Origin of the sequence: Paenibacillus sp. FSL K6-1318, assembly GCF_037976905.1 — a bacterium.
Taxonomy (GTDB): Bacteria; Bacillota; Bacilli; order Paenibacillales; family Paenibacillaceae; genus Paenibacillus; species Paenibacillus amylolyticus_A.
Genome location: NZ_CP150270.1, coordinates 4,368,349 through 4,388,462 on the forward strand (window position 1 = coordinate 4,368,349; position 20,114 = coordinate 4,388,462).

24 protein-coding genes are annotated in these 20,114 nt (G+C 47.4%); 3 read left to right on the plus strand and 21 right to left on the minus strand.

What is annotated here, in order from left to right:
- Positions 1–115: 115 nt before the first annotated feature.
- The 14 genes from nusB to spoIIIAA form a co-directional block, all read right to left on the minus strand.
- The gene (gene nusB, locus NYE45_RS19305; RefSeq protein ID WP_340013649.1) at positions 116–568 is read right to left on the minus strand and encodes a transcription antitermination factor NusB; all 453 of its coding nucleotides are present in this window, start codon (positions 566–568) and stop codon (positions 116–118) included.
- 221 nt (positions 569–789) lie between these two features.
- Entirely contained in the window at positions 790–1,023 is a 234-nt protein-coding gene (locus NYE45_RS19310; RefSeq protein ID WP_339307188.1) for a DUF2273 domain-containing protein, read from the minus strand.
- Between the two features lie 14 nt (positions 1,024–1,037).
- On the minus strand, positions 1,038–1,577 hold the full coding sequence (amaP, locus tag NYE45_RS19315) for an alkaline shock response membrane anchor protein AmaP (RefSeq protein WP_017687594.1): 540 nt from the start codon (positions 1,575–1,577) through the stop codon (positions 1,038–1,040).
- Positions 1,578–1,722: 145 nt separating this feature from the next.
- On the minus strand, positions 1,723–2,133 hold the full coding sequence (locus tag NYE45_RS19320; protein WP_017687593.1) for an Asp23/Gls24 family envelope stress response protein: 411 nt from the start codon (positions 2,131–2,133) through the stop codon (positions 1,723–1,725).
- 217 nt (positions 2,134–2,350) lie between these two features.
- The gene (gene accC, locus NYE45_RS19325) at positions 2,351–3,694 is read right to left on the minus strand and encodes an acetyl-CoA carboxylase biotin carboxylase subunit (protein WP_062835268.1); all 1,344 of its coding nucleotides are present in this window, start codon (positions 3,692–3,694) and stop codon (positions 2,351–2,353) included.
- A 55-nt stretch (positions 3,695–3,749) separates the two neighbouring features.
- Positions 3,750–4,214 carry an acetyl-CoA carboxylase biotin carboxyl carrier protein gene (gene accB, locus NYE45_RS19330; RefSeq protein WP_036614903.1) on the minus strand — a complete coding sequence of 155 codons (465 nt, stop codon included), beginning with the start codon at positions 4,212–4,214 and terminating at the stop codon, positions 3,750–3,752.
- A 139-nt stretch (positions 4,215–4,353) separates the two neighbouring features.
- Positions 4,354–5,184 carry a SpoIIIAH-like family protein gene (locus tag NYE45_RS19335; RefSeq protein WP_340013650.1) on the minus strand — a complete coding sequence of 277 codons (831 nt, stop codon included), beginning with the start codon at positions 5,182–5,184 and terminating at the stop codon, positions 4,354–4,356.
- Between the two features lie 66 nt (positions 5,185–5,250).
- Positions 5,251–5,889, minus strand: a complete 639-nt coding sequence (gene spoIIIAG / locus NYE45_RS19340) for a stage III sporulation protein AG (protein WP_062835270.1) — start codon at positions 5,887–5,889, stop codon at positions 5,251–5,253.
- Between the two features lie 15 nt (positions 5,890–5,904).
- A complete protein-coding gene (gene spoIIIAF / locus NYE45_RS19345; RefSeq protein ID WP_340013651.1) occupies positions 5,905–6,735 on the minus strand; it encodes a stage III sporulation protein AF in 831 nt (276 codons plus the stop codon).
- Positions 6,736–6,767: 32 nt separating this feature from the next.
- Entirely contained in the window at positions 6,768–7,958 is a 1,191-nt protein-coding gene (gene spoIIIAE, locus NYE45_RS19350) for a stage III sporulation protein AE (protein WP_339166408.1), read from the minus strand.
- A gap of 20 nt (positions 7,959–7,978) precedes the next feature.
- The gene (spoIIIAD, locus tag NYE45_RS19355) at positions 7,979–8,368 is read right to left on the minus strand and encodes a stage III sporulation protein AD (protein ID WP_017687586.1); all 390 of its coding nucleotides are present in this window, start codon (positions 8,366–8,368) and stop codon (positions 7,979–7,981) included.
- A gap of 32 nt (positions 8,369–8,400) precedes the next feature.
- Positions 8,401–8,604: a stage III sporulation protein AC gene (gene spoIIIAC, locus NYE45_RS19360; RefSeq protein ID WP_017687585.1), complete on the minus strand. Its 204-nt coding sequence runs from the start codon at positions 8,602–8,604 to the stop codon at positions 8,401–8,403.
- A 29-nt stretch (positions 8,605–8,633) separates the two neighbouring features.
- Complete coding sequence (gene spoIIIAB, locus NYE45_RS19365; RefSeq protein WP_340013652.1) at positions 8,634–9,152, minus strand: stage III sporulation protein SpoIIIAB; 519 nt, start codon at positions 9,150–9,152, stop codon at positions 8,634–8,636.
- Positions 9,145–10,149 carry a stage III sporulation protein AA gene (gene spoIIIAA / locus NYE45_RS19370; RefSeq protein ID WP_340013653.1) on the minus strand — a complete coding sequence of 335 codons (1,005 nt, stop codon included), beginning with the start codon at positions 10,147–10,149 and terminating at the stop codon, positions 9,145–9,147. Before spoIIIAA ends, spoIIIAB begins: the two co-directional genes overlap by 8 nt.
- A 262-nt stretch (positions 10,150–10,411) precedes the next feature.
- On the opposite strand from spoIIIAA, the gene NYE45_RS19375 reads away from it, so the two are divergent.
- Entirely contained in the window at positions 10,412–11,161 is a 750-nt protein-coding gene (locus NYE45_RS19375) for a 2-phosphosulfolactate phosphatase (RefSeq protein WP_340013654.1), read from the plus strand.
- Between the two features lie 86 nt (positions 11,162–11,247).
- Here NYE45_RS19375 and NYE45_RS19380 read toward each other — a convergent pair whose 3' ends face one another.
- The 5 genes from NYE45_RS19380 to NYE45_RS19400 form a co-directional block, all read right to left on the minus strand.
- Positions 11,248–12,501: an aspartate kinase gene (locus NYE45_RS19380; protein WP_145148911.1), complete on the minus strand. Its 1,254-nt coding sequence runs from the start codon at positions 12,499–12,501 to the stop codon at positions 11,248–11,250.
- Positions 12,502–12,691: 190 nt separating this feature from the next.
- Positions 12,692–13,249 carry an elongation factor P gene (gene efp, locus NYE45_RS19385; RefSeq protein ID WP_307534644.1) on the minus strand — a complete coding sequence of 186 codons (558 nt, stop codon included), beginning with the start codon at positions 13,247–13,249 and terminating at the stop codon, positions 12,692–12,694.
- Between the two features lie 313 nt (positions 13,250–13,562).
- Positions 13,563–14,636, minus strand: a complete 1,074-nt coding sequence (locus NYE45_RS19390; protein WP_340013655.1) for a Xaa-Pro peptidase family protein — start codon at positions 14,634–14,636, stop codon at positions 13,563–13,565.
- 39 nt (positions 14,637–14,675) lie between these two features.
- Positions 14,676–15,119, minus strand: coding sequence for a type II 3-dehydroquinate dehydratase (gene aroQ / locus NYE45_RS19395; protein WP_062835278.1), 444 nt, complete (start codon positions 15,117–15,119; stop codon positions 14,676–14,678).
- Between the two features lie 76 nt (positions 15,120–15,195).
- Entirely contained in the window at positions 15,196–15,774 is a 579-nt protein-coding gene (locus NYE45_RS19400; protein WP_340013656.1) for a YqhR family membrane protein, read from the minus strand.
- Positions 15,775–15,987: 213 nt separating this feature from the next.
- Between NYE45_RS19400 and NYE45_RS19405 the strand changes: the two genes are divergently transcribed.
- Complete coding sequence (locus tag NYE45_RS19405; protein ID WP_340013657.1) at positions 15,988–16,980, plus strand: DUF1385 domain-containing protein; 993 nt, start codon at positions 15,988–15,990, stop codon at positions 16,978–16,980.
- A 5-nt stretch (positions 16,981–16,985) separates the two neighbouring features.
- Entirely contained in the window at positions 16,986–17,318 is a 333-nt protein-coding gene (locus NYE45_RS19410) for a hypothetical protein (protein ID WP_145322656.1), read from the plus strand.
- Between the two features lie 62 nt (positions 17,319–17,380).
- On the opposite strand, the gene NYE45_RS19415 is transcribed toward NYE45_RS19410, so the two are convergent.
- Complete coding sequence (locus NYE45_RS19415) at positions 17,381–18,382, minus strand: patatin-like phospholipase family protein (RefSeq protein WP_340013658.1); 1,002 nt, start codon at positions 18,380–18,382, stop codon at positions 17,381–17,383.
- A gap of 89 nt (positions 18,383–18,471) precedes the next feature.
- On the minus strand, positions 18,472–20,082 hold the full coding sequence (locus tag NYE45_RS19420) for a family 10 glycosylhydrolase (protein ID WP_340013659.1): 1,611 nt from the start codon (positions 20,080–20,082) through the stop codon (positions 18,472–18,474).
- Between the last annotated feature and the right edge of the window lie 32 nt (positions 20,083–20,114).

Here is a 20,114-nt window from a genome sequence, read left to right on the forward strand (position 1 = left end):
TACTCTCTCTCCCTTATGTGAATATAAATTTAGAGGTTGTTCAAAAAAACCGCTTTTGATTACGAAGGGTACTGAAAACCGGTCCTTTTGAACACGCACTATAGTTAATCATAATTTAAGATAATTTTGCTTTAATAGCGTCAACTTCCTGAATCATGCGTCCAAGTACGCCATTGACGAACTTGCCGGATTCATCTGTGCCAAAATATTTGGACAGTTCAATCGCTTCATTGACGGATACCTTTGCCGGAATGTCATCACGGAACACCATTTCATACGTAGACAGTCGTAGAATCTGGCGATCTACACGTGACAGACGGCTGATCTGCCAACCTTTCAAATAATCCACGAGCAGCCCGTCAATCGCTTCTTTATTGTTCCAGGCTCCTTGTACAATCTCAGTAACATAGGTACGCATTACATCTTCATCGCGGATAACCACTTCGGTTTCATTATCTTCAGCGGCTTCATTGATCAGCATGTTCACAGCTTCTGCTGCGCCTACCTCATTCATTTCCATCTGATACAGACTTTGTACTGCAATTTCCCTTGCCAAACGTCTTTTCATGTCCTGCCTCCTGCAGCGCTCCGTCTGGAGCGTCATCATGCTTATTTTAAAATCATGCAACCATCACATCATATCCTGTATCGGATAGATCGATGGCTTCCACGGTATTGTTATTGTTATCCCTTTTCACAAAAAAACCTGCAATACGTTTCCTCCAAAAAACGGGCAACCTAAACTACAGCTCTATTTTCGGAAGAAACATATTGCAGGGTTCAGGCAGGTCACTTAAACGGACGCCAGCGATCGCCGAGCCATTGTCCCCACTCCCTCCAGGGAATGGACGAACCCAGCTTCGAATCGCTTCGTCTGCCTAACGTATAACCGATGAACACCAAGAGTGCAAAGAACAACATATCCCAAAAACCGATCCATACATAAAGAAATCCAAAAAAGATGCCGCCGATAATTCCGGTAATTCGGCCTTTGTGACTATCCCAAATCTCTTTCCACAGCATCAGTGAAACTCACCTCATTCCACTCGACTCTTGTAGTTAGGCGACTGGGTTACATTAGCGATATACACCGTGACAAAAGATACCGGGATGCCCGTAATCTCTTGCACATGATCATGTATCGCCTTTTGCAGATCAGAAGTCAGCGCAGGAATAGGTGTCTCTCCATCCACTACCGCACGGATCATAATCTCCAGTCCTGACTCAACCACACGTATGCGTGCCTTGACATCACGTACTCCCCGGAAACGGGAAGTCGCCTTCAAACAGAGATTCTCAATCGTCTCCATCGAAATCTGTACATCACCAAACTCAGTACGTTGATCCACAGACGGCAACGATGCACGCTCACGCCGAACCGAGATGTAGAAAAATCGCAAACTCAGGATAAACAAAATCGCTGCTGCAATAACCGACGCAACAATAACGTTTTGTTCCTGCTGGTAATTCAATTCGTAAGGCAGCACACCGCTGATCAGAAGAATGACGGCTGCCGATATTGCTCCAACGCTTATGCTGTATATAAACAACAGAAGCCGATCCAGTATTTTAGCCACGAACTGCACAGCCTCCCTTGCTCACTAACATTACTTACCTGTTCACTAGCAAAAAATCAGATCCTCATCTAGCTTTCGCTATCATGAAGACCTGTCCAAGACGGGATAACCCCCGGCAGTTGATGCCGGGGGAATCTGTCTTCTTTTATTTTACGCGCTGACTGTTCAGGTCGATTTCTTCCACTTTCTCGGTGCTCTTGAACTGAACGTCATGAATGTGCACATTCACTTCATTCACATTCAAGCCTGTCATGTTCTCGATGGAACGTTTCACGTTCTGTTGAATCTCCGTAGCCACCTGTGGCAGACGGTATCCGTACTCGATAATTACGGAAACATCAACTGCAGCTTCACGTTGGCCTACTTCAACTTTAACGCCTTTGGAAAGGTTTTTGCGACCAAGCAATTCAGCAAATCCGCCAGCGAATCCGCCACTCATGCCTGCAACACCTTTCACTTCAAGGGTCGCCAATCCAGCAATCACTTCAATAACTTCAGGTGCGATCTGGATTTCACCGATATCCGTTCGTTCAAATTCAGTCGGTAGTGTACTCATAACTGTTCAACACACCTTTCGCGAGATAAGTTTGCGGCCATCCGTCAGGGCGCTGGACTCAGGTCAATCAACCCTCAGAACCCTTCCGGTCCGGCTTTACCGGAACTCCTGCAAACATCCGCGAGGTGCGGGCTTATCCTTTGCAGGAGACATGCGCTCTTATTATTCATACTATATCATTTGGGCTACATTATGACAAACAAGCCCAATATACCTTTTAAATCTCGTTTTCCTCAAGGAATTTGATATCAAAGTCACCACGAATGAACGTTGGGTGCTCCAGCAATTTTTGATGGAAAGGGATTGTTGTGGATATGCCTTCAATGGCAAATTCCCCAAGCGCACGTTTCATCTTGGCAATCGCTTCTTCACGATTCGCCCCCCACACAATCAACTTCGCGATCATGGAGTCGTAGAAAGGTGAAATAGTATAACCGGGATAAGCAGCACTATCTACACGCACGCCCGGTCCTCCCGGTGCAAGGTAGAATCCGATTTTGCCTGGTGATGGCATGAAGTTACGGTCCGGATCTTCTGCATTGATACGACATTCAATGGCCCAGCCATTGATAACCACGTCTTCCTGACGGAATGAAAGTGGATTGCCTTCAGCTACCGAGATCATCTCACGGATCAGATCCACGCCAGTAACCATCTCGGTTACCGGATGCTCTACCTGAATACGCGTATTCATCTCCATGAAATAGAATTCGCCATTCGGGCTGAGCAGGAACTCCAATGTACCCGCTCCCGAGTAATCCACAGCAAGGGCTGCCCGTACCGCAGCTTCCCCCATCAGTGTGCGCACATCTTCGGAGAGGATCGGACAAGGAGCTTCTTCTACCAATTTCTGGCGACGACGCTGAACCGAGCAATCACGCTCTCCTAAGTGTGCTGCATTTCCGTGTTTATCAGCAATGATCTGAATTTCCACGTGTTTCATACCTGTCAGGAATTTCTCCAGATATACACCTGCATTGCCAAATGCCTTTTGTGCTTCCTGCTGAGCAGCGGTAATTTGCTTAATCAGCGTTTCTTCATCTTCGGCGATACGAATTCCCTTACCTCCGCCACCAGCAGTAGCTTTGATAATGATAGGATATCCGATATCTCTAGCAATCATGATGGCTTCATCCATATTTTCAACAAGACCGTCTGATCCAGGAATAACAGGTACTCCTGCATCTTTCATCGTTTGTTTGGCAACAGCCTTGTCCCCCATTTTGGTAATGGCTTCAGGTGAAGGCCCGATGAATGTGATGTTGCAGGAACCACAGATTTCTGCAAAATCAGCATTCTCCGCCAAAAAACCGTATCCAGGGTGGATTGCATCACATTCCGTCAGCGTAGCTACACTCATCAGGTTGGTGAAGTTGAGGTAACTGTCCTTCGACAGTGTCGGTCCGATACAGTAAGCCTCATCTGCAAGACGAACATGCAGAGAATCCTTATCTGCTTCCGAATAGACAGCTACCGTTGAGATGCCGATTTCGCGGCAGGCACGAATAATACGTACCGCAATCTCTCCACGGTTCGCAATCAGTATTTTTTGAAATTTCATTTCGTTTTGTCCTCCTTCGAAGCTCATGCGGTTAGCTGTTAACCAGCTATAACGGTTATTCCGGTTTCACCAGGAAAAGGGGCTGTCCGTACTCGACCAGCTGTCCGTTCTCAACCAGCACTTCAACGATTTCTCCCTTGATGTCAGCATCAAGCTCGTTCATCAGCTTCATAGCTTCGATGATACATACCGTTGTTTTCTCAACAACTTTATCACCAGCGCTCACAAAAGGACCCGCTTCCGGCGAGGAAGCTCTGTAAAAAGTACCTACCATCGGAGATACAATTTTATGTAAATGACTTGTAGTATCGACCTGCGGTGCAGCTTCACTTACCACTGCTGCCGGCTGTACTTGCGGAGCAGCAATCATTTGCGGTTGCACAGCAGCTGCTTGAACATACTCCGTTTTGCCCGGTTTGCGGATCGATAACCGTGATCCTTCATTTTCAATTTCCAACTCTTGAACGGAACTTTCATCTACCAGTTTGATCAGTTCTTTGATCTCACTCAATTTAAACATTTCCATTATTCACTCCTTCGGCATCATGCCAGTCTCACTAGGACGGTCATATGGCTTTATGTATTATATCATAATCGTTAAAAATGGAAAGAGCCCGAGAGTACAACCAGCTCCCGGGACTGCATTTCCATGATTTGGATTACTGTTCTGTAACGTATTGAACACTGATTTTGTTCTGGGAAACAGCCAATTCTTTCATGACCAGATCCACAATGGATACCGCCTGTTTTACATCCAGTTTGTCACTGAGGACCACAACTTTATACTTGTCGGCATCTTCTTGAACGATCGCATTGGCGAACTGTTGAGAGAGCGTCTCCTCAATGCCAGTGATTTTAGCTTCTTTTTCTTCCAGTGTACGAAGTTGCTCCGTTGCTTTGGCATTTTCCTCTGGCGTTTTGCTCAGATCACCTGCGACGGTCATCAGTTCCTCATACTTGCGATTGTTGCTTTCCTCACGTTGCCACTGGTAGTTCTGGAACTGGCTGCTCGCAGATGCTGTCGTATTCTGCTCTTCCATTTCCTTAAGGACTTCCTCGTCCGTCTTCGTTGCAGTGCCTTCTGTCTGACCTTCCGTCTCTGGTGTAGTTGCTGCACCTTTGTCGGTTTCTTTGTCAGCTTCTTTGCCTGCTTCACCCTTATTCTCGCCTGATTCGACAGCAGGTGTTTTCTCTGTATTTCCAGTTTCTTTACCTTCCGTAGCCGCCGGTTCTTCCACAGCGCCAGCCGCACTTGGATCACTTTCAACTTCGCCGCTATTCACCACTTCATTCACAACCAAACCTTCTGTTGGATCAAGAATGCCTGCTGTCTCCTTTGCTTCCCCTTGCTTGATTCCATCGACTTGCTGACTGTCAGCCACCGGTGCATTGACTGGACCGGAATCCTCAGTGAACAGATAATACGCGGACAAAATGACCATCAGACTCAGCATGGAAACGAGCCATACCGTTTGACGTTTGTTATTCATTAGAACTTCCTCCTCAAATTGGCTTCAATCTTATGAGAATTGAATCTTGTGATTCATCACACCCGATTAGTCTTGTTTGCGCGGTACAACCGAGATCCGGTAGGCTGCTACATTCAGTCCTTTTTCCACAGCATCAGTTATCAGGTCCTTCACAACCTTGTTCTCTGCACCCCTCGCAACCACAAGCACCCCACGAATCTGCGGTTTGAGCTTTTTGGTCACTATAGGTGTCTGATCCCCTGATATTTCGTACGTAATAATCTCGCCATCGCGGGTATATTGCGTCATATGCCGCTTGCCCCCGTTAGCATCCGTTTCTTCGGTAAGTTGCTGAGAATCCTTCACGTTCCGCTGAACGACCAGTTCCTCTGTGGAATCCACGGTAACCATTACATCCACCGTTCCCACACCAACAATGTTTTCCAGCACACTTTTGATTTTGTCCTCAAATGCAATTTCGATTGCCTGAAAAGGGTTCTGATCCATCGGAGCACTCTGTATGGATGCCATGGATGTTGCCGGGTCCGGTGGTTCACGACCGATATTTTCGGAATCAATTTTTTTGACATTCACGAAGGAATTGAACAGCATGATTCCCACTCCGATCAAACCGAGGATAATCAGCCAACGGAAGGTTTGGCTCCGCCTTGCCCCGCCTTCCCCGCCACCCATCCAGGTTTCCATCTTTTTGAACCATTGTTTCATCGGACACCCTCCTTCTCAGAGCACTTCAGCACTTTTCGGTTCTTTCACTTGAACTTTGTTCGCATCAACATCCCACTTTTCAGTCAACAAAGTAATAATCTGCACCGCATGTTTGGACCTTGTGGATGTCTCACCTTCCTGCTTCGTCTCATCCGCCTGATCTCGTATAACAGGATCGGAAGGCACTTCATTTCCATCATGTTGACTTTTACTCACATCAACCTGTACATCAGGCACTTCAATCTGACCAATCTGGATGGGCTGCTGTGTTAGCTGCGATTCATCCTTCTCTGATTCTGTGTCTGTTCCGAATATGGGCTGTGTATTTGCAGCAATTTCTTGCTGCCTTGACTTCACTTCTTCTCCTGCATCCTCTCCTGCCATCTCGACTACCACACGCTGGATCACAGGTAGTTCGACTGACGAGGCGGCTTCCATTTTCGTTTCATACTTACTCATTGCCAGCTGTACCTCTACGGACCGAACCTTTGCTCCTGTTGTTTCTTCAATCTGGCCTTTCATGACATTAGCCAGTTCTTTCGCTGTCCATTGCAGGGATTGTTCCTGTTCGCCCGCTTGCAGCCGCTTGCCCTGAGCCAGAATCTGTTCGAGCGTTGCATTCCCATCCGATGGAGCGTCCATTGCCGTCATTGCGCGTTTCAGCTCGCCAACCGGATCACTTCTGAGGAGCTTTGTTATCGGTGATAAAAGGGTCAGCAGGATGAGAAGGCTCAGCACAAGCTTGACATAACGTTCCATGGATCGATTGGGCAACAGCATATCCACGAAAGTCGCCAGCAGAACGATCATGATCAATTCCTGGAGCCAGTTGCTCAGCCACCCCATCCTTTTCCAACCCCTTTCTTGCCAACATACATTCAGCGCATCATGACAGTCAGATTCCCTGCAGTCAGCAGGATGGTGATTGCCAAGAAAAACATCAGCCCAACGGCTGCCAGCGCTGCAAATACGTAGATCATGCTCTTGCCAATGGCTTGTAGGCATCCTACAATCGGTGTGTCTCCTAGCGGTTGCATGATGGCACCGGTGACGTTATATATCAAGGCAAGAGCCAGAATCTTGAGTGCCGGAAAGGCACATAGAAACAGAATGATGATCACCCCGGTGAGTCCAATTGCATTTTTAACTAGTAAAGAAGCTGTAATTACCGTGTCCGTCGCATCGGCAAATGTTCTGCCCACGACAGGAACAAAGTTGCCTGCGATGTATTTGGCGGCTTTCAGACTGACCCCATCCGCTACCGATCCCGATGCTCCCTGAACCGAGATTACACCGAGAAACATCGTAAGCAGGATACCCAGTAGCGCCACGCTAATATTGCGCAGGAGGTCTGCCAGTTGTGTCAGCTTGTACTTGTCAGACAATGAACTGACGAGATGCAAAACAGCCGAGAAGAAGAGTAGCGGAAATACCAGCATGTGAATCAATGTACTCACCAGATGGATCATGAAAATGATGAGTGGATGAGTCACGGAGACGGTGATGACGTTACCCATGGACGCGAGCAGTGTGAATAACAACGGTACCATCGCCATCATAAAGTTGATCATGCCGGTTATGGCATCCTTGGCGTATCCAATCGCCACACTGAAGCTGTTAATCGCAATGATGATGATGACCATGTAACAGATGGAGTAGGCGATTTTGCTAATATTATTTTTCTCAAATGCGGTCTGAAGGGTCTCCAGGATCATGCTGAGTACGCTTAACATCACAATCGTGACCAGAAGCTTGCCATTATATAAAATTTCATGCAGCATGAAGGTTCCTATGGCTACAAACACCGATTTCAGGCTGAATCCTTCATTGCCGGGGATTAACATATCCATGAAGGAAGGGGTTTTCCCATCCGGGAAGAAACCACCGTATTGTTGCATCAGTTGATCCCAGTATTTCTCCACCTGATCCTTGGGAAGCTGATCGGCCTGCTGCTCCATCCACTCGCCGGAAGGCGAGCTTGCAGTAACCTGTCCCAGGATACCGAACAGAAAACAGAGCATCAGCACAACCGTAAGGCGCCATCGCGGCTTATGATGCATTGATTTCATATGAAGTCCGCACGCCCCTTCTACACCGGCATCAGCTTCATGACGGTTTCGATAATAATGCTGATGATCGGTATAGCAAGTACGAGGATTAACACCTTACCAGCCAGTTCAATCTTGGACGCAATGCTCTCCTGGCCTGCATCCCTGACGATCTGTGCGCCAAATTCAGCAATGTACGCTATGCCAATAATTTTCAGCACCGTTTTCAGATAAATACTCTCCATGCCTGAATTCTCAGCTAGCCGCTTCAACACTTCGATGACTGCACCGATCTTGCCAATCAACAGCATGAAGATCACAATGCCAGTCGCAGCAGCAATCAGAAAAGCAAACATCGGCTTCTGTTCCTTAATGACCAGAATGAGCACTGTTGCGATGAGCGCCAAACCTACAACTTGGATAATTTCCACAGGTCACCACCATCCGGCTTCATGACCGTTTTTCATTGAAAAAGAAATATCGATTTGATCTCTTGTAGCAGGCTGTCCAGCATACGGACCACCATGAACAATACAACGACAAATCCGATTACGGTCACCCAGTGAGCCATATCTTCCTTTCCCATTTGTTTCAGTACCGTGTGAATCATGGCAATAATGATTCCGATACCCGCAATTTGAAAGATTGCGTTCACTTCTAGATTCATGACCTTGGCACCTCACTATCCCGGCTATTTCAGAAGATCAGAATGACGATTAACGCTCCGACAAGCATCCCGAGGCTTCGACTCATTCGTTCATATTTCATTTGATCAGCCTGGGCACGGGATTCCTCATGCATTAGTTGTTGAATGGCTAACGATATATGTTTGGTCTGATCCTGACGGTCACTTGTGCCAAGGCTGAAGCTTAATTGCAGCATGACTTCCCGCTCGTCAGCCTTCATGGCCGATCTCCCCCACACCAGATCCACACCTGACTGCAGACTTTCCCGGGCAGTGAGTCCATGAGGAGGTTCCATCTGTGTGGCTGCATGAAGGAACAGCGTCTTTACAGGTTCTTTGGTCTGGGCTCCCATCTTGCCCATGGCATCGGGAAGGGGAGTGAGCCCATAGTTAATCTCCGTCATTAGTCGCTGGAGGGCAGCAATGAGTTCTCGCAACTGTCTCGGTCTTAATGCATATTGTCTGGCCTTGTAAAAACCGGCGAGAGTGCTGGCTAACAGAATAATTACCGCACCAAGCATGTTAACCAAAGGCTTCACCTCCTGCCCCGGTCTGCTGCAACACACGCATTTTGCCATCAGCCAGCCGAAAGGTCATGCCCCGGCTCGTCCGTTGCAGCTGGACATAACGTTGAAACATCTGCTCCGCAATTAAGGTTCTGAGCGCGGGCCTGGCCGACAACTCCGATAGGTCACGGCCATGAGCAGTCGCGATCACAGAGACGCCTGCATGCAGGGCTTCCATCACCGCCTCAGCATCCTCTGGACGACCGATCTCGTCCACAATGAGGACATCGGGCGACATGGAGCGAAGCATCATCATCATGCCCTCAGCCTTCGGACAACCGTCCATGACATCTGTTCGTGGGCCTACGTCGAATCCAGGTACTCCTTTGTAGCTCCCGGCGATTTCGGACCTTTCATCCACAATGCCCACTTTCAGACGCGGACGTATTCCCTGAACCAGTTCACTGCCCCCTGTAAGCTTCGTACCACTGCTAATTTGTCTCGCCAGATCTCGCAGTAACGTCGTTTTCCCTTGTTGAGGCGGTGAAAGGATCAATGTATGGAAGACCTGTCCGCTCTTCATATCGAGAAGATAAGGAAGGATACGATCAGCCACTCCATGTACCTCACGCGCTACCCGAACGTTAAATCCGTTGATGTCGCGCAGGTATTCGACACGCCCACCACTTAGTACCGTTCGGCCAGCAAGTCCAATTCGATGTCCCCCGGGTATGGTGATGAACCCTTTGCGCAGTTCCTCTTCCAATGTATAAAGTGAATGGTTACTGATCAGATCCAGCAACCTGTGAGTCACCTCTTTCTGAGGAACATACGCTTCTTCCGGTTTCCCTGTCGGGCTACCTTGAGGTGTCAGGAAGTGGTATGTGTTGCCTGCATTAATCTCCAGGGGTCTGCCTTCACGAATACGTACTTCCTCCACTTGTTCCAACAGAGCGGGTGGCATTCTTCCGAGAATAGTTCGGATCGGTTCCGGAAAAAGTTCCTTCCAGTTCACCTTCATGAGTAGGCTCCTCCAACCTTGAGATCATATGGTTCACGCTTCTGGCGCTTGTTCATATCTCAAGTTTATGCCTGTACATTTAATTTATGACGCTGAAATCTATCATTTCTTCAGAATACGGTTGAGAGTTAAAACCATAGATGCACCTCCTGTTCTAGGCACCCGTCTAGATGTGCATGCATATAGTAATTGCAGATAGGTAAGTTCCATTCAGCTTCAAAAAGAACTACCGATCCCCAGATACAGAAAGGAGTTGTGGGGAGTGCGAGTTGATGTGGTAGGCAATGTGAATGAAGTACGTACCATTGATATTGCAGGGCGAAGTGCGGTTGTTATTGATGTATTGTGTACGACCAGCACGATTGTTACGGCCCTGGCGCATGATGCTGCGGCTGTGATTGCCGTAGAGACGGTTCCGCAAGCCAAGCAGATGGAAGTGAAAGATTGCATTCGAGGCGGGGAGCGTTTTGACAAAAAAATTACCGGATTCGAGGTGGGTAACTCCCCCTATGAATATATGACTGAGGACATTGCAGATAAAACGATCATACTGACTACAACCGATGGAACCCGAGCCTTGATCAAAGCTTCCAGGGCGAAACATGTACTAGCTGGATCATTTCTCAATGTCAGGGCTGTCGCAGCAGTTCTGTGCGAACTTCAACGAGATGTATTGCTGTTATGTGCAGGGAATCAGGATGAATTTGCACTGGAGGACGCCTTGTGTGCTGGATGTATCATCGACGAACTGCACCGTCAATCCTGTTCTCCCATCCAACTAAATGATCTCGGCATAGTACTTTATCAGGCGGTATCCCAATGTCAGGAGAGCATCCCGGAGCTGGTGCAGGGATCTGTTAGCGGGCGTAGACTTGAAAAGTTAGGCAGGGTTCATGACATTTCATATTGCTCTCAATTAAATCTGCTGGATTGTGTTCCCGAGATGGGGGAAGGGAACCGCATGCAACCTTATAGAGGCATACGCGGGGGAAAGATATTCAAGTTGCTGTGAGAATGACTATGAGAAAAACAAAAAAGGTGCACTGCTGCCCGTTGGCAACAGTACACCTTTGCTATGTTTGCATATGCAGAAAATTGTTATCTGCGATCTTGAGGTCCACCAATAACGGCTTGCTCAGCAGTGTCGAGATCATAAGCTGTATGCAATGCCTTAATAACGTCATGCAGCTTATCTCCGTCAATGACACAAGATACTTTGATCTCGGAAGTGCTCACCATCTTGATGCTCACGCCCTCAGCGGAAATGACTTTGAACATCTTGGCAGCTACACCCGGGTGACTAACCATGCCTGCGCCAACAATGGAGATTTTAACGAGGTTCTCTTCAGATGTGACTTCACGGTAAGGCAAGCGGCTGTGAAGGCCTTCAATGACACGCAATGCGTTCTCACGATCAGACAGCGCAACAGAGAACGAGAAATCCGCTTTGCCATCCATCACTCCGCTCTGAACGATAATGTCCACATCCAGCTGATTGGATGCAAGCGCACCAAATACTTCAGCCAGAACTCCTGGTACATCCGGCACACCCAAAATACTGATGCGAGCCACGTTTTTGTCATAGGCAATCCCACTAACCACTACGCCTTGTTCCATTGCTGCTTCCTCCTTCACAACCGTTCCTTCATTATGGTTAAAGCTGGATCTTACAATTAAAGGTACACCGGAATGCTTCGCGTACTCTACTGCACGCGGATGCAGCACCGCTGCTCCCAAATTAGCGAGTTCCAGCATTTCGTCATACGATATTTCCTTCAGTTTACGCGCAACCTTAACGATCCGCGGGTCTGTAGAATAGATTCCGTCTACATCCGTATAGATCTCACACGCATCAGCCTTAATGGCTGCAGCCAGCGCTACAGCTGTTGTATCCGAACCACCACGACCCAGCGTTGTGATCTCGCCGTCTTCCGTCATGCCCTGGAAGCCTGCAACAATAACAATGTTGCCTTCAGCAAGCGCTGCATTCACACGGTCGGGATGAATATCATGAATACGTGCTTTTCCGTGAACCGGCTCTGTGCGGAATCCTGCTTGCCAGCCCGTAAACGATACTGCCTTCCGTCCAAGCGCTTGAATAGCCATCGATAACAAGGAGATCGAAATCTGTTCTCCTGTCGTTAAGAGCATATCCATCTCACGAGCAGGCAGATCACTATTCAGTTGTTTTGCCTGATCAATCAAATCATCAGTTGTATCCCCCATGGCCGAAACCACGACTACACACCGATGTCCTTCATCAGCTTTTTCTACAACACGTCCGGCTACACGCTTCATGCGTTCAGTATCTCCGACCGAGCTGCCCCCAAATTTCATGACGTACAATGACAACGCAAATCCACTCCCTACCTTGTGCAGTATGCATAATTGATGTCCATCGTCATTATTCTCTACGAGAAATGACTTTAACCCAGTATATTACGAAAGCGACTGATAGGCTAATCTTTTTTCGAAAAAACCCTCTGCCAAAGGAATGGCAAAGGGCTGTTAATAACCTTTTGTAGCTTACAGGTTGTGAAAGTTACGCACGGGAAGAGTATTTACCTTCACGTGTATCAATCAGGAGAACGTCACCTTCGTTAATGAACAAAGGAACCTGTACGTTCAAGCCTGTTTCCACTTTTGCATTTTTGGTAGCGCCTTGTGCAGTGTTACCTTTAACGCTTGGCTCAGTCTCGATAACTTTCAGCTCAACGCTTGTTGGCAAGTCAATTCCGAGGATTTCACCTTGGTAGCTCACGATCTTAACGATCATGTTTTCTTTCAGGAAGTTCAATTCCCATTCCAGTTGGTCACTAGTCAATGTGAACTGGTCATACGTTTCGTTATCCATGAACGTGTGCTCTGTACCGCTTGCATACAGGTAGGATACGCCCCGGTTTTCAATGATCGCACGACCAATGGTTTCGCCTGCACGGAATGTTTTTTCAACGGTGTTACCATTACGCAGGTTTTTCAATTTGGAACGTACAAAGGCAGCACCTTTACCTGGTTTAACGTGTTGGAAATCAAGCACGGTATAGATATCGTTATCTACTTGCACGGTCAAGCCTGTTTTAAAATCGTTTACTGAAATCACAAAAAATCCCTCCTGATATGGTTGAAAAGTAGGTGATATAAGACGATGGGTTAATGTAATGGTGGGTTTATTCTGAATTGATGACCATGTGCGATGTGACCGTTACGGATTCGGATCGTTCCTCCGATCGCTGTTGTCTCCTCATTTTCCCGACTAGATTTTAATAAGGTTTAAAATGAGGAGACAAAGGCGAGCGCTTCGCTTCTTCAGAATCGATTCCGCTCCCTTCACTACTTTTGCAATGGTCCATAACAATCAGCAAGAACCTGTACCTTTATATTAAAGATCGTCTTATATCCCTGGTGGCTGTAATTTAGCCGATTACGGTGAACTTCTTGTCCGACTTCGTGAGAATATGAATACCCGTCTCGGTAATCACTACGTCATCCTCGATACGCACGCCGCCAAGCCCGTCAATATATATACCCGGTTCAACGGTAACAACCATACCCGGTTTCAATACATCGTCGCTAAGCTTGGACAAGCGAGGAGCTTCGTGAACTTCCATACCCAGACCGTGGCCTGTGCTGTGTCCGAATTGATCTCCATATCCGTGACCTGCAATGATATCACGAGCCAGTGCATCTGCTTCCCGTCCGGTCATGCCCGGTTTCAGGTTCTCCAGCGTATGTAACTGAGCTTCCAGTACAATGTCATAAATTTTGCGCAGTTCAGGTACAGGTGTGCCTGTTGCAATGGTACGTGTCAGATCTGAACAGTATCCGTCCAAAAGTGCACCGAAGTCAAATGTAATTAACTCATTTTGTCCGATGACCTTGCTGCTCGCTACACCGTGAGGCATAGCGGAACGTTCACCCGATGCTACAATCGTGTCGAAGGAAGAGGACGTTGCTCCATGCTTGCGCATGAAAAACTCCATCTCCAGATCCACTTCACGCTCCGTCATGCCTGGTTTTGCAAACTGCAAAACGTGGCTGAACGTGGCATCCGCCAGATCTGCTGCTCTCTGCATGACCGCAATCTCGTCTTGATCCTTGAACATGCGAAGTTGTTCCACGATTCCGGATACAGCTTTCAGTTCAATAGACTGAAGTGCTTCAGCATAAGCAGCGTGCGTGCCGAATGTAACACTATCCTGCTCAAAGCCAACTGCTTTGATATTCGCCGATGCCAGCAATTCGCGCACCGTATCCATCGGCTTAGCTCCATGCTCCACAACGGTGAATCCTTTGGCTTGCCCAGGCGCTTGTGACATATAACGGAAATCAGTCAGCAAATATGCATCCTGTTCCGTAATCAGCACATATCCCGCCGAGCCTGTAAAGCCCGTCATATAGCGACGGTTAATCGGGTTTGTAATCAGCATTGCTGCGAGTTCACGCTCACGCATGGCTTCACGCAACTTATTTACTCGTTTGTTTTCCATCGGTAACCCTTCTTTCTCTCACATTCCCGGGTTCCCGGCTCAGGTTTGTTTGTCCAGATGACGCACAAGAGCCAGCAATCCCAGTTCATAGCTTACTTCGCCAAATCCGGCAATCTGCCCGATTGTTTCCGCTGCAATCACTGAATGATGTCTGAACGCTTCGCGTGCATGAATGTTGGATAGATGTACTTCCACCGTAGGGACTTTTACAGCATTGATTGCATCACGTATAGCATAGCTATAATGGGTAAATGCTCCGGCATTCAGTATGATTCCGTCTGCCTCACCCATCGCTGCATGAATGCGGTCAATGATGTCCCCTTCATGGTTCGATTGATAAAAAGCGATGGAGACGCCAAGTTCATCAGCCTGTCTGCGAATTTTGTCCTCAATATCCTTCAGACTAAGCGTTCCATAGATGCCCGGTTCACGTACACCAAGCATGTTCAGGTTCGGACCATTGATCACAATAATTCGTTTCATCGCTGCTCCACCCTCTCTGCAAATAACCATCTGCTATTTTAACACAGGCATTGCCGGATTGAGAAGCTTTTTTGCGCTATGCCCCCGCTTGCTCCGGCTCGCGTTTGCGTTCATCCGTGTACTCCATGGCTACCGTGTAACCAATGAACAGCCCCCATAACAAAAAGAAACAGAGTTCCGTGATGATCGAATCCCACGTTAAATCGTTCAATGGCTTCATCATCCCCAGTTTTGGTCCTACCAGTATAAAGAGAATCAGCCACCAGACGATTCCATACACCATGCCGGGTATAGGTCCTTTCAGTTTTCGAATCGTGAACGTGTAGAGCAAGGATGCCAATATGGAAAAGACGATAAAAAACAGCCAGCCTGTCAAATGACCAGCTGCGGTATATATATATTCATGTTTGAAAAAAGGCTCGGCCAGAAATCCCACCGGCACAATTGTAAAATGCAACAGATAGAATAGCCAGTGTAGCCCACCCCAGATAAAACCGGCAAAGAAGCCAAGCTCTAACGCAAAGGAAAATGGCTTGGTGTAGTAGTGTGCTTGACCTTGCCTTTGGGTTGGGCGCCTGCCCTTGTCTTTTTGCTGCCGCTCATTGGAACGTTGACCTTCATCTTGTGATGTATCTTCATGCTTGCGTTCTGTCATCGATATTCTCCTTCATCCAGTTGATAATGCCGCATTATGCCCCGATTTTTTGGTCTGATTCTACGAGGTAGTATGTTCAAAACATGACAATCTTAACAACATCCTTCAAGGTTTGACTCACAAACTAGAAATTGCTCTTAAAATTCGATACAATAGGGTTATTAAACCGCCTTTGATCGCGAAGGCCTAGAACAGAATAGGAAGGTGAATAATTTGCCTCAACAATCCAAGCCTGTCAGCTATGGGGGGCAAGCTGTCATTGAAGGCGTAATGTTCGGTGGGAAACATGTCAACGTTACAGCTGTTCGTAGAAAAGACGGCGAAATTACGTATCTGGAAGTTCCCAAGCAAGACAAGTCCTGGGTCACGAAATTGCGGCGGATTCCTTTATTACGCGGAATTGTCAGCATTATAGATTCAAGTGTCAAAGGTAGCAGACATCTCAATTATTCTGCTGACGCCTATGCTGATGATGAACTGGAACCGGAAGAAAAAGCCAAGCAAAAAGAGAAAGAAGGTTCGGGCTGGAGCCTTAGCATGATTATTGGTGTAACTGCCGTAGCTATCCTTTCATTCCTTTTTGGTAAAGTTGTGCTGACACTGCTTCCTGTTGTTATCGAGAATTTTCTATTTAAAAATGCATTCGACAATCAGTTTTTGCATAATTTACTGGAAGGCGGCATTAAGCTGATCCTGTTACTCGCCTATCTGTGGTTAATCTCACAAACGCCGATGATCAAACGTCTCTTCCAGTACCATGGAGCGGAACACAAGGTGATCAGCGCACATGAAGCCGGCGAAGAATTGACACCAGAGAACGTGCAAAAGTACAGCCGACTGCACTACCGTTGCGGAAGCAGTTTCATTATGTTGACTGTCATTATTGGGGTGTTTCTCTATTCCCTCTTCACGTACGATAACCTCTGGGAACGGATGGGCCAGCGTTTGCTGTTGTTGCCTGTTGTACTGGGCATTTCTTTTGAACTGTTAAAGCTTACGAACTCCGTACGTGATATTCCTGTACTGCGTTATCTCGGATACCCGGGATTGTGGCTACAATTGCTGACAACAAAAGAACCGACCAATGAACAGGTTGAAGTATCGATTGCTTCGTTCAATCGTATGCGTGAGTTGGATGCCAAGCTCGCCAATGTCTCTGCCACATCAGAAATACCTGTTGCAACACTCGATCCTGTGAAAGGGTGAATGATATGAACAAGCAGGCAATCTTATTTTGGACGTTCATCGCACTAGCTGCTGTTGGAGTCTTGACTTGGTTGGGGAGCGCTAGTCCATCCAGGATCATTATTCCACTGGTCGTGTTCGGAGCTGTATTCCTGCTGTATAAGTATCCGCCTCGTCGCTGGGCACAAAAAGCCAAATCACCGAAGATTAAGCCATCGGCACGTACCATGGCGAAAGTCAATGCACAGTCCAGTGCCAGAAAGAGCAGCGGCTCTTCAAAGAAACGCAAGGATTATCCTTTCCAAGTGATTCAGGGACAAAAAGGTAAAAGCGATGAAGATATACCGAAATTTCACTAAAACCTATGGAACATACAAAAAAGCAATTCTCTCAACAAGCGGAGAATTGCTTTTTTTCACGTTTATACAGGGATCAGAGGCGGGACTTCCGCCTGTTTCTTGCGCAGTTCTTTTCTTTGTTTGTCCAGCTGATCACCATACATTTTCGTATTCCACCCATTGAAAAATTCAGTTCCCGCAGTAGCACCGGAACGATATAAAGCCGTACTGTCCTGTACCGATAAATGAAACTGCGTCGGTTTAATCCCAAGCGTTGGTATCTTCACTGTCCGAAACCGGTTAATCTGTTCGATATAGCGCTCATCATGTGCTGTGAGCATCGTCTCCACAAGGGCCTGAAGCATGCTTAGCGGTCCTTTAATCCGGGCAGGTTCCACTTCCGTCTTACCTACCATTTTGAATCCGACAACCGGAATAACGTCTCCCCCTCGTTCCGTACGATCCCCATCAAAGAGCCACAGCGGAAAATTGCTAAGCAATCCACCATCCACGACATATACGAACTGATCTTGAAAAGGTAGACCTTTGGAGAATACCGGCGATTTGCGTATCACGACCGGATCGAAAAAATACGGAATACTGCAACTCATACGTACCGCTTTCGCAACATCCAGCTTGACAGGATCAATGCCGAAACGCCGAATATCGTCCGGCAGCACCAGAATGGTGCCATTGGATATATCTGATGCGGTAATAAGCAGCTTACCTTGCGGCAAGTCAGCAAATGTGCGAATGCCTTTCTGCGCCAGCATCTTGCGAACCCAAGATTCAAGCGCTTCTCCCGAATACAGTCCTTTCTTCAAGAACAGCCTTGCTGCGGGTCCGATCCATCGGGTATTAAATATGGGGGAACGACGCAGCAATGAAGCAAACGGCGTATTCTCAATAATGACTTTCATCTCTTCGGCCCGGTAACCCGCCGCTAGGAGAGCAGCTACAATGGAACCGGATGATGTGCCTGCCACGCGATTAAACTGAATGCCGCAGTCTTGAGCACCCTGCACAGCACCCGCAAGCGAGATTCCTTTGACGCCTCCACCTTCAAACACCGCGTTAATTAACACAACAAAACCCCCGTTCTCCAGGCAGCCACGTTTCTACTGCCACTCTATGAGAACAAGGGTTTGTCTTATAACTGTATGGTTAAAATGTTCTAAAGACCATAGTAAGCTTTCAATTTGGCAATCAGTCCGAGAGGATTCTTCGTCAGGTACTGTGAACTAAAGTAAATATCCCCTTTAACTGAAGCATATTTCTTGTTGTAGTTCAGCTGATCGATGATCTCCTGTGATGTCTGCCAGCCAATTTCCGGCGTACCTAACTTATAAGGAGAGTGGCCAATATACAATTTCACATTCGTGTTAGCCACTTCATTCGCCCACCAGTCCACGACTTTGTCGTATCGGGCTACGCTTAGTGTCATACTCCAATACACCTGCGGAGCGACATAATCGATCCACTCCTGGTTAATCCATGTCCGCACATCGGCATTCATGCTGTCATACGCGGTTACTCCTGCTTTGGTATCAGAGCCGGTCAGATCAACAGATTTGTTACGCCATACTCCAAACGGACTAATTCCATATTCAACGTTAGCTTTAACTCTGTGAATGCTCTGTCCCAGCTGCTTAACGAATTGATTAATATTGTCACGACGCCATTCAGCACGATCTTTGGTATTTAATGTGTTATAGGTTTTGAAGGCTGCATCATCATTAAAGGTCACATTGGATGGATAGAAATAATCATCCAGATGTACACCATCAATATCATACTGATTGACCACTTCCATGATCGTATCGATAATATGCTGTCTGGCTTCCGGGATACCCGGGTTAATGTACATTTTGCCGGACGCATTCACAATCCAGTCAGGATGAAGCTTCGAGATGTGATTTGCAGCCAGATTGGATGTACTCGCCGAATTCGTTGCTCTAAACGGATTGAACCAGGCGTGGAACTCCAGGCCACGTTTGTGTGCCTCCTCAACCATGAACGCGAGGGGATCATAACCTGGGTCTTTACCCTGTGTTCCTGTCAGCACACTGTTCCAAGGTACCAGACCTGAAGGATAGATGGCATCCCCGTTGGCTCTCACTTGGACAAATACGGCGTTAATGCCCATGCCTTGCAATGTATCAAGCTGTTTCGTATACTCCTGCTTTTGCTTCTCTATATTTCCCTTAGCGCCGGATGAAGGCCAGTCTCCATTCACCGTGGAGATCCATGCTCCCCGCATCTCTTCAGAAGCTGGTACAGTACCCGTGCCTCCAGGCTCTGCTGGGGTTGCGGGAGTTGGTTCAGGAGTTGGTACTGATTCATCTCCTGTGTACAGATCAATGGTCTGTGCACCCTGATTCCAGTTCACTCGAATGCCAAGGTTCTCACTGACGAATCGAATGGGTACCATGACCCGACCTTGCTTTAATTCTACCGATGCATCCAGACCAACTACAGTGTTATCCACGGTTGCTTGCTGGCGTCCACTCGTCATTGAGATGACAGAATCGGATTTCTGAATGGTCACGGTACGTGTAGCCTGAGACCACAGAACAGATGCACCCAGTCCTTCGCTAATCACACGCAGAGGTACCATTGTTACATTTACTTTAGGCAAAATGTAGGGAGATACATCCGATTCCAAACGGTTGCCGTCTAGAAAAATAGCGATTTCCTTTTGCCCGGCTGCTTGTGCCGTCATACCTGCTGTCTGTAATCCAAGTACAAAAATAAGCAGCAGCATCAATCCTTTACGAACTTTCATTAGTGCAGTCCTCCAAAATCATTATAAATTTG

Excerpts from the sequence above, each read along its gene's own strand:
- nusB (WP_340013649.1), bottom strand. The coding sequence starts at position 568 with ATGAAAAGACGTTTGGCAAGGGAAATTGCAGTACAAAGTCTGTATCAG.
- NYE45_RS19310 (WP_339307188.1), bottom strand. The coding sequence starts at position 1,023 with ATGCTGTGGAAAGAGATTTGGGATAGTCACAAAGGCCGAATTACCGGA.
- NYE45_RS19320 (WP_017687593.1), bottom strand. The coding sequence starts at position 2,133 with ATGAGTACACTACCGACTGAATTTGAACGAACGGATATCGGTGAAATC.
- accC (WP_062835268.1), bottom strand. The coding sequence starts at position 3,694 with ATGAAATTTCAAAAAATACTGATTGCGAACCGTGGAGAGATTGCGGTA.
- accB (WP_036614903.1), bottom strand. The coding sequence starts at position 4,214 with ATGTTTAAATTGAGTGAGATCAAAGAACTGATCAAACTGGTAGATGAA.
- NYE45_RS19335 (WP_340013650.1), bottom strand. The coding sequence starts at position 5,184 with ATGAATAACAAACGTCAAACGGTATGGCTCGTTTCCATGCTGAGTCTG.
- spoIIIAG (WP_062835270.1), bottom strand. The coding sequence starts at position 5,889 with ATGAAACAATGGTTCAAAAAGATGGAAACCTGGATGGGTGGCGGGGAA.
- spoIIIAF (WP_340013651.1), bottom strand. The coding sequence starts at position 6,735 with ATGGGGTGGCTGAGCAACTGGCTCCAGGAATTGATCATGATCGTTCTG.
- spoIIIAE (WP_339166408.1), bottom strand. The coding sequence starts at position 7,958 with ATGAAATCAATGCATCATAAGCCGCGATGGCGCCTTACGGTTGTGCTG.
- spoIIIAC (WP_017687585.1), bottom strand. The coding sequence starts at position 8,604 with ATGAATCTAGAAGTGAACGCAATCTTTCAAATTGCGGGTATCGGAATC.
- spoIIIAA (WP_340013653.1), bottom strand. The coding sequence starts at position 10,149 with ATGAAGGTGAACTGGAAGGAACTTTTTCCGGAACCGATCCGAACTATT.
- NYE45_RS19390 (WP_340013655.1), bottom strand. The coding sequence starts at position 14,636 with ATGGAAAACAAACGAGTAAATAAGTTGCGTGAAGCCATGCGTGAGCGT.
- aroQ (WP_062835278.1), bottom strand. The coding sequence starts at position 15,119 with ATGAAACGAATTATTGTGATCAATGGTCCGAACCTGAACATGCTTGGT.
- NYE45_RS19400 (WP_340013656.1), bottom strand. The coding sequence starts at position 15,774 with ATGACAGAACGCAAGCATGAAGATACATCACAAGATGAAGGTCAACGT.
- NYE45_RS19410 (WP_145322656.1), top strand. The coding sequence starts at position 16,986 with ATGAACAAGCAGGCAATCTTATTTTGGACGTTCATCGCACTAGCTGCT.
- NYE45_RS19420 (WP_340013659.1), bottom strand. The coding sequence starts at position 20,082 with ATGAAAGTTCGTAAAGGATTGATGCTGCTGCTTATTTTTGTACTTGGA.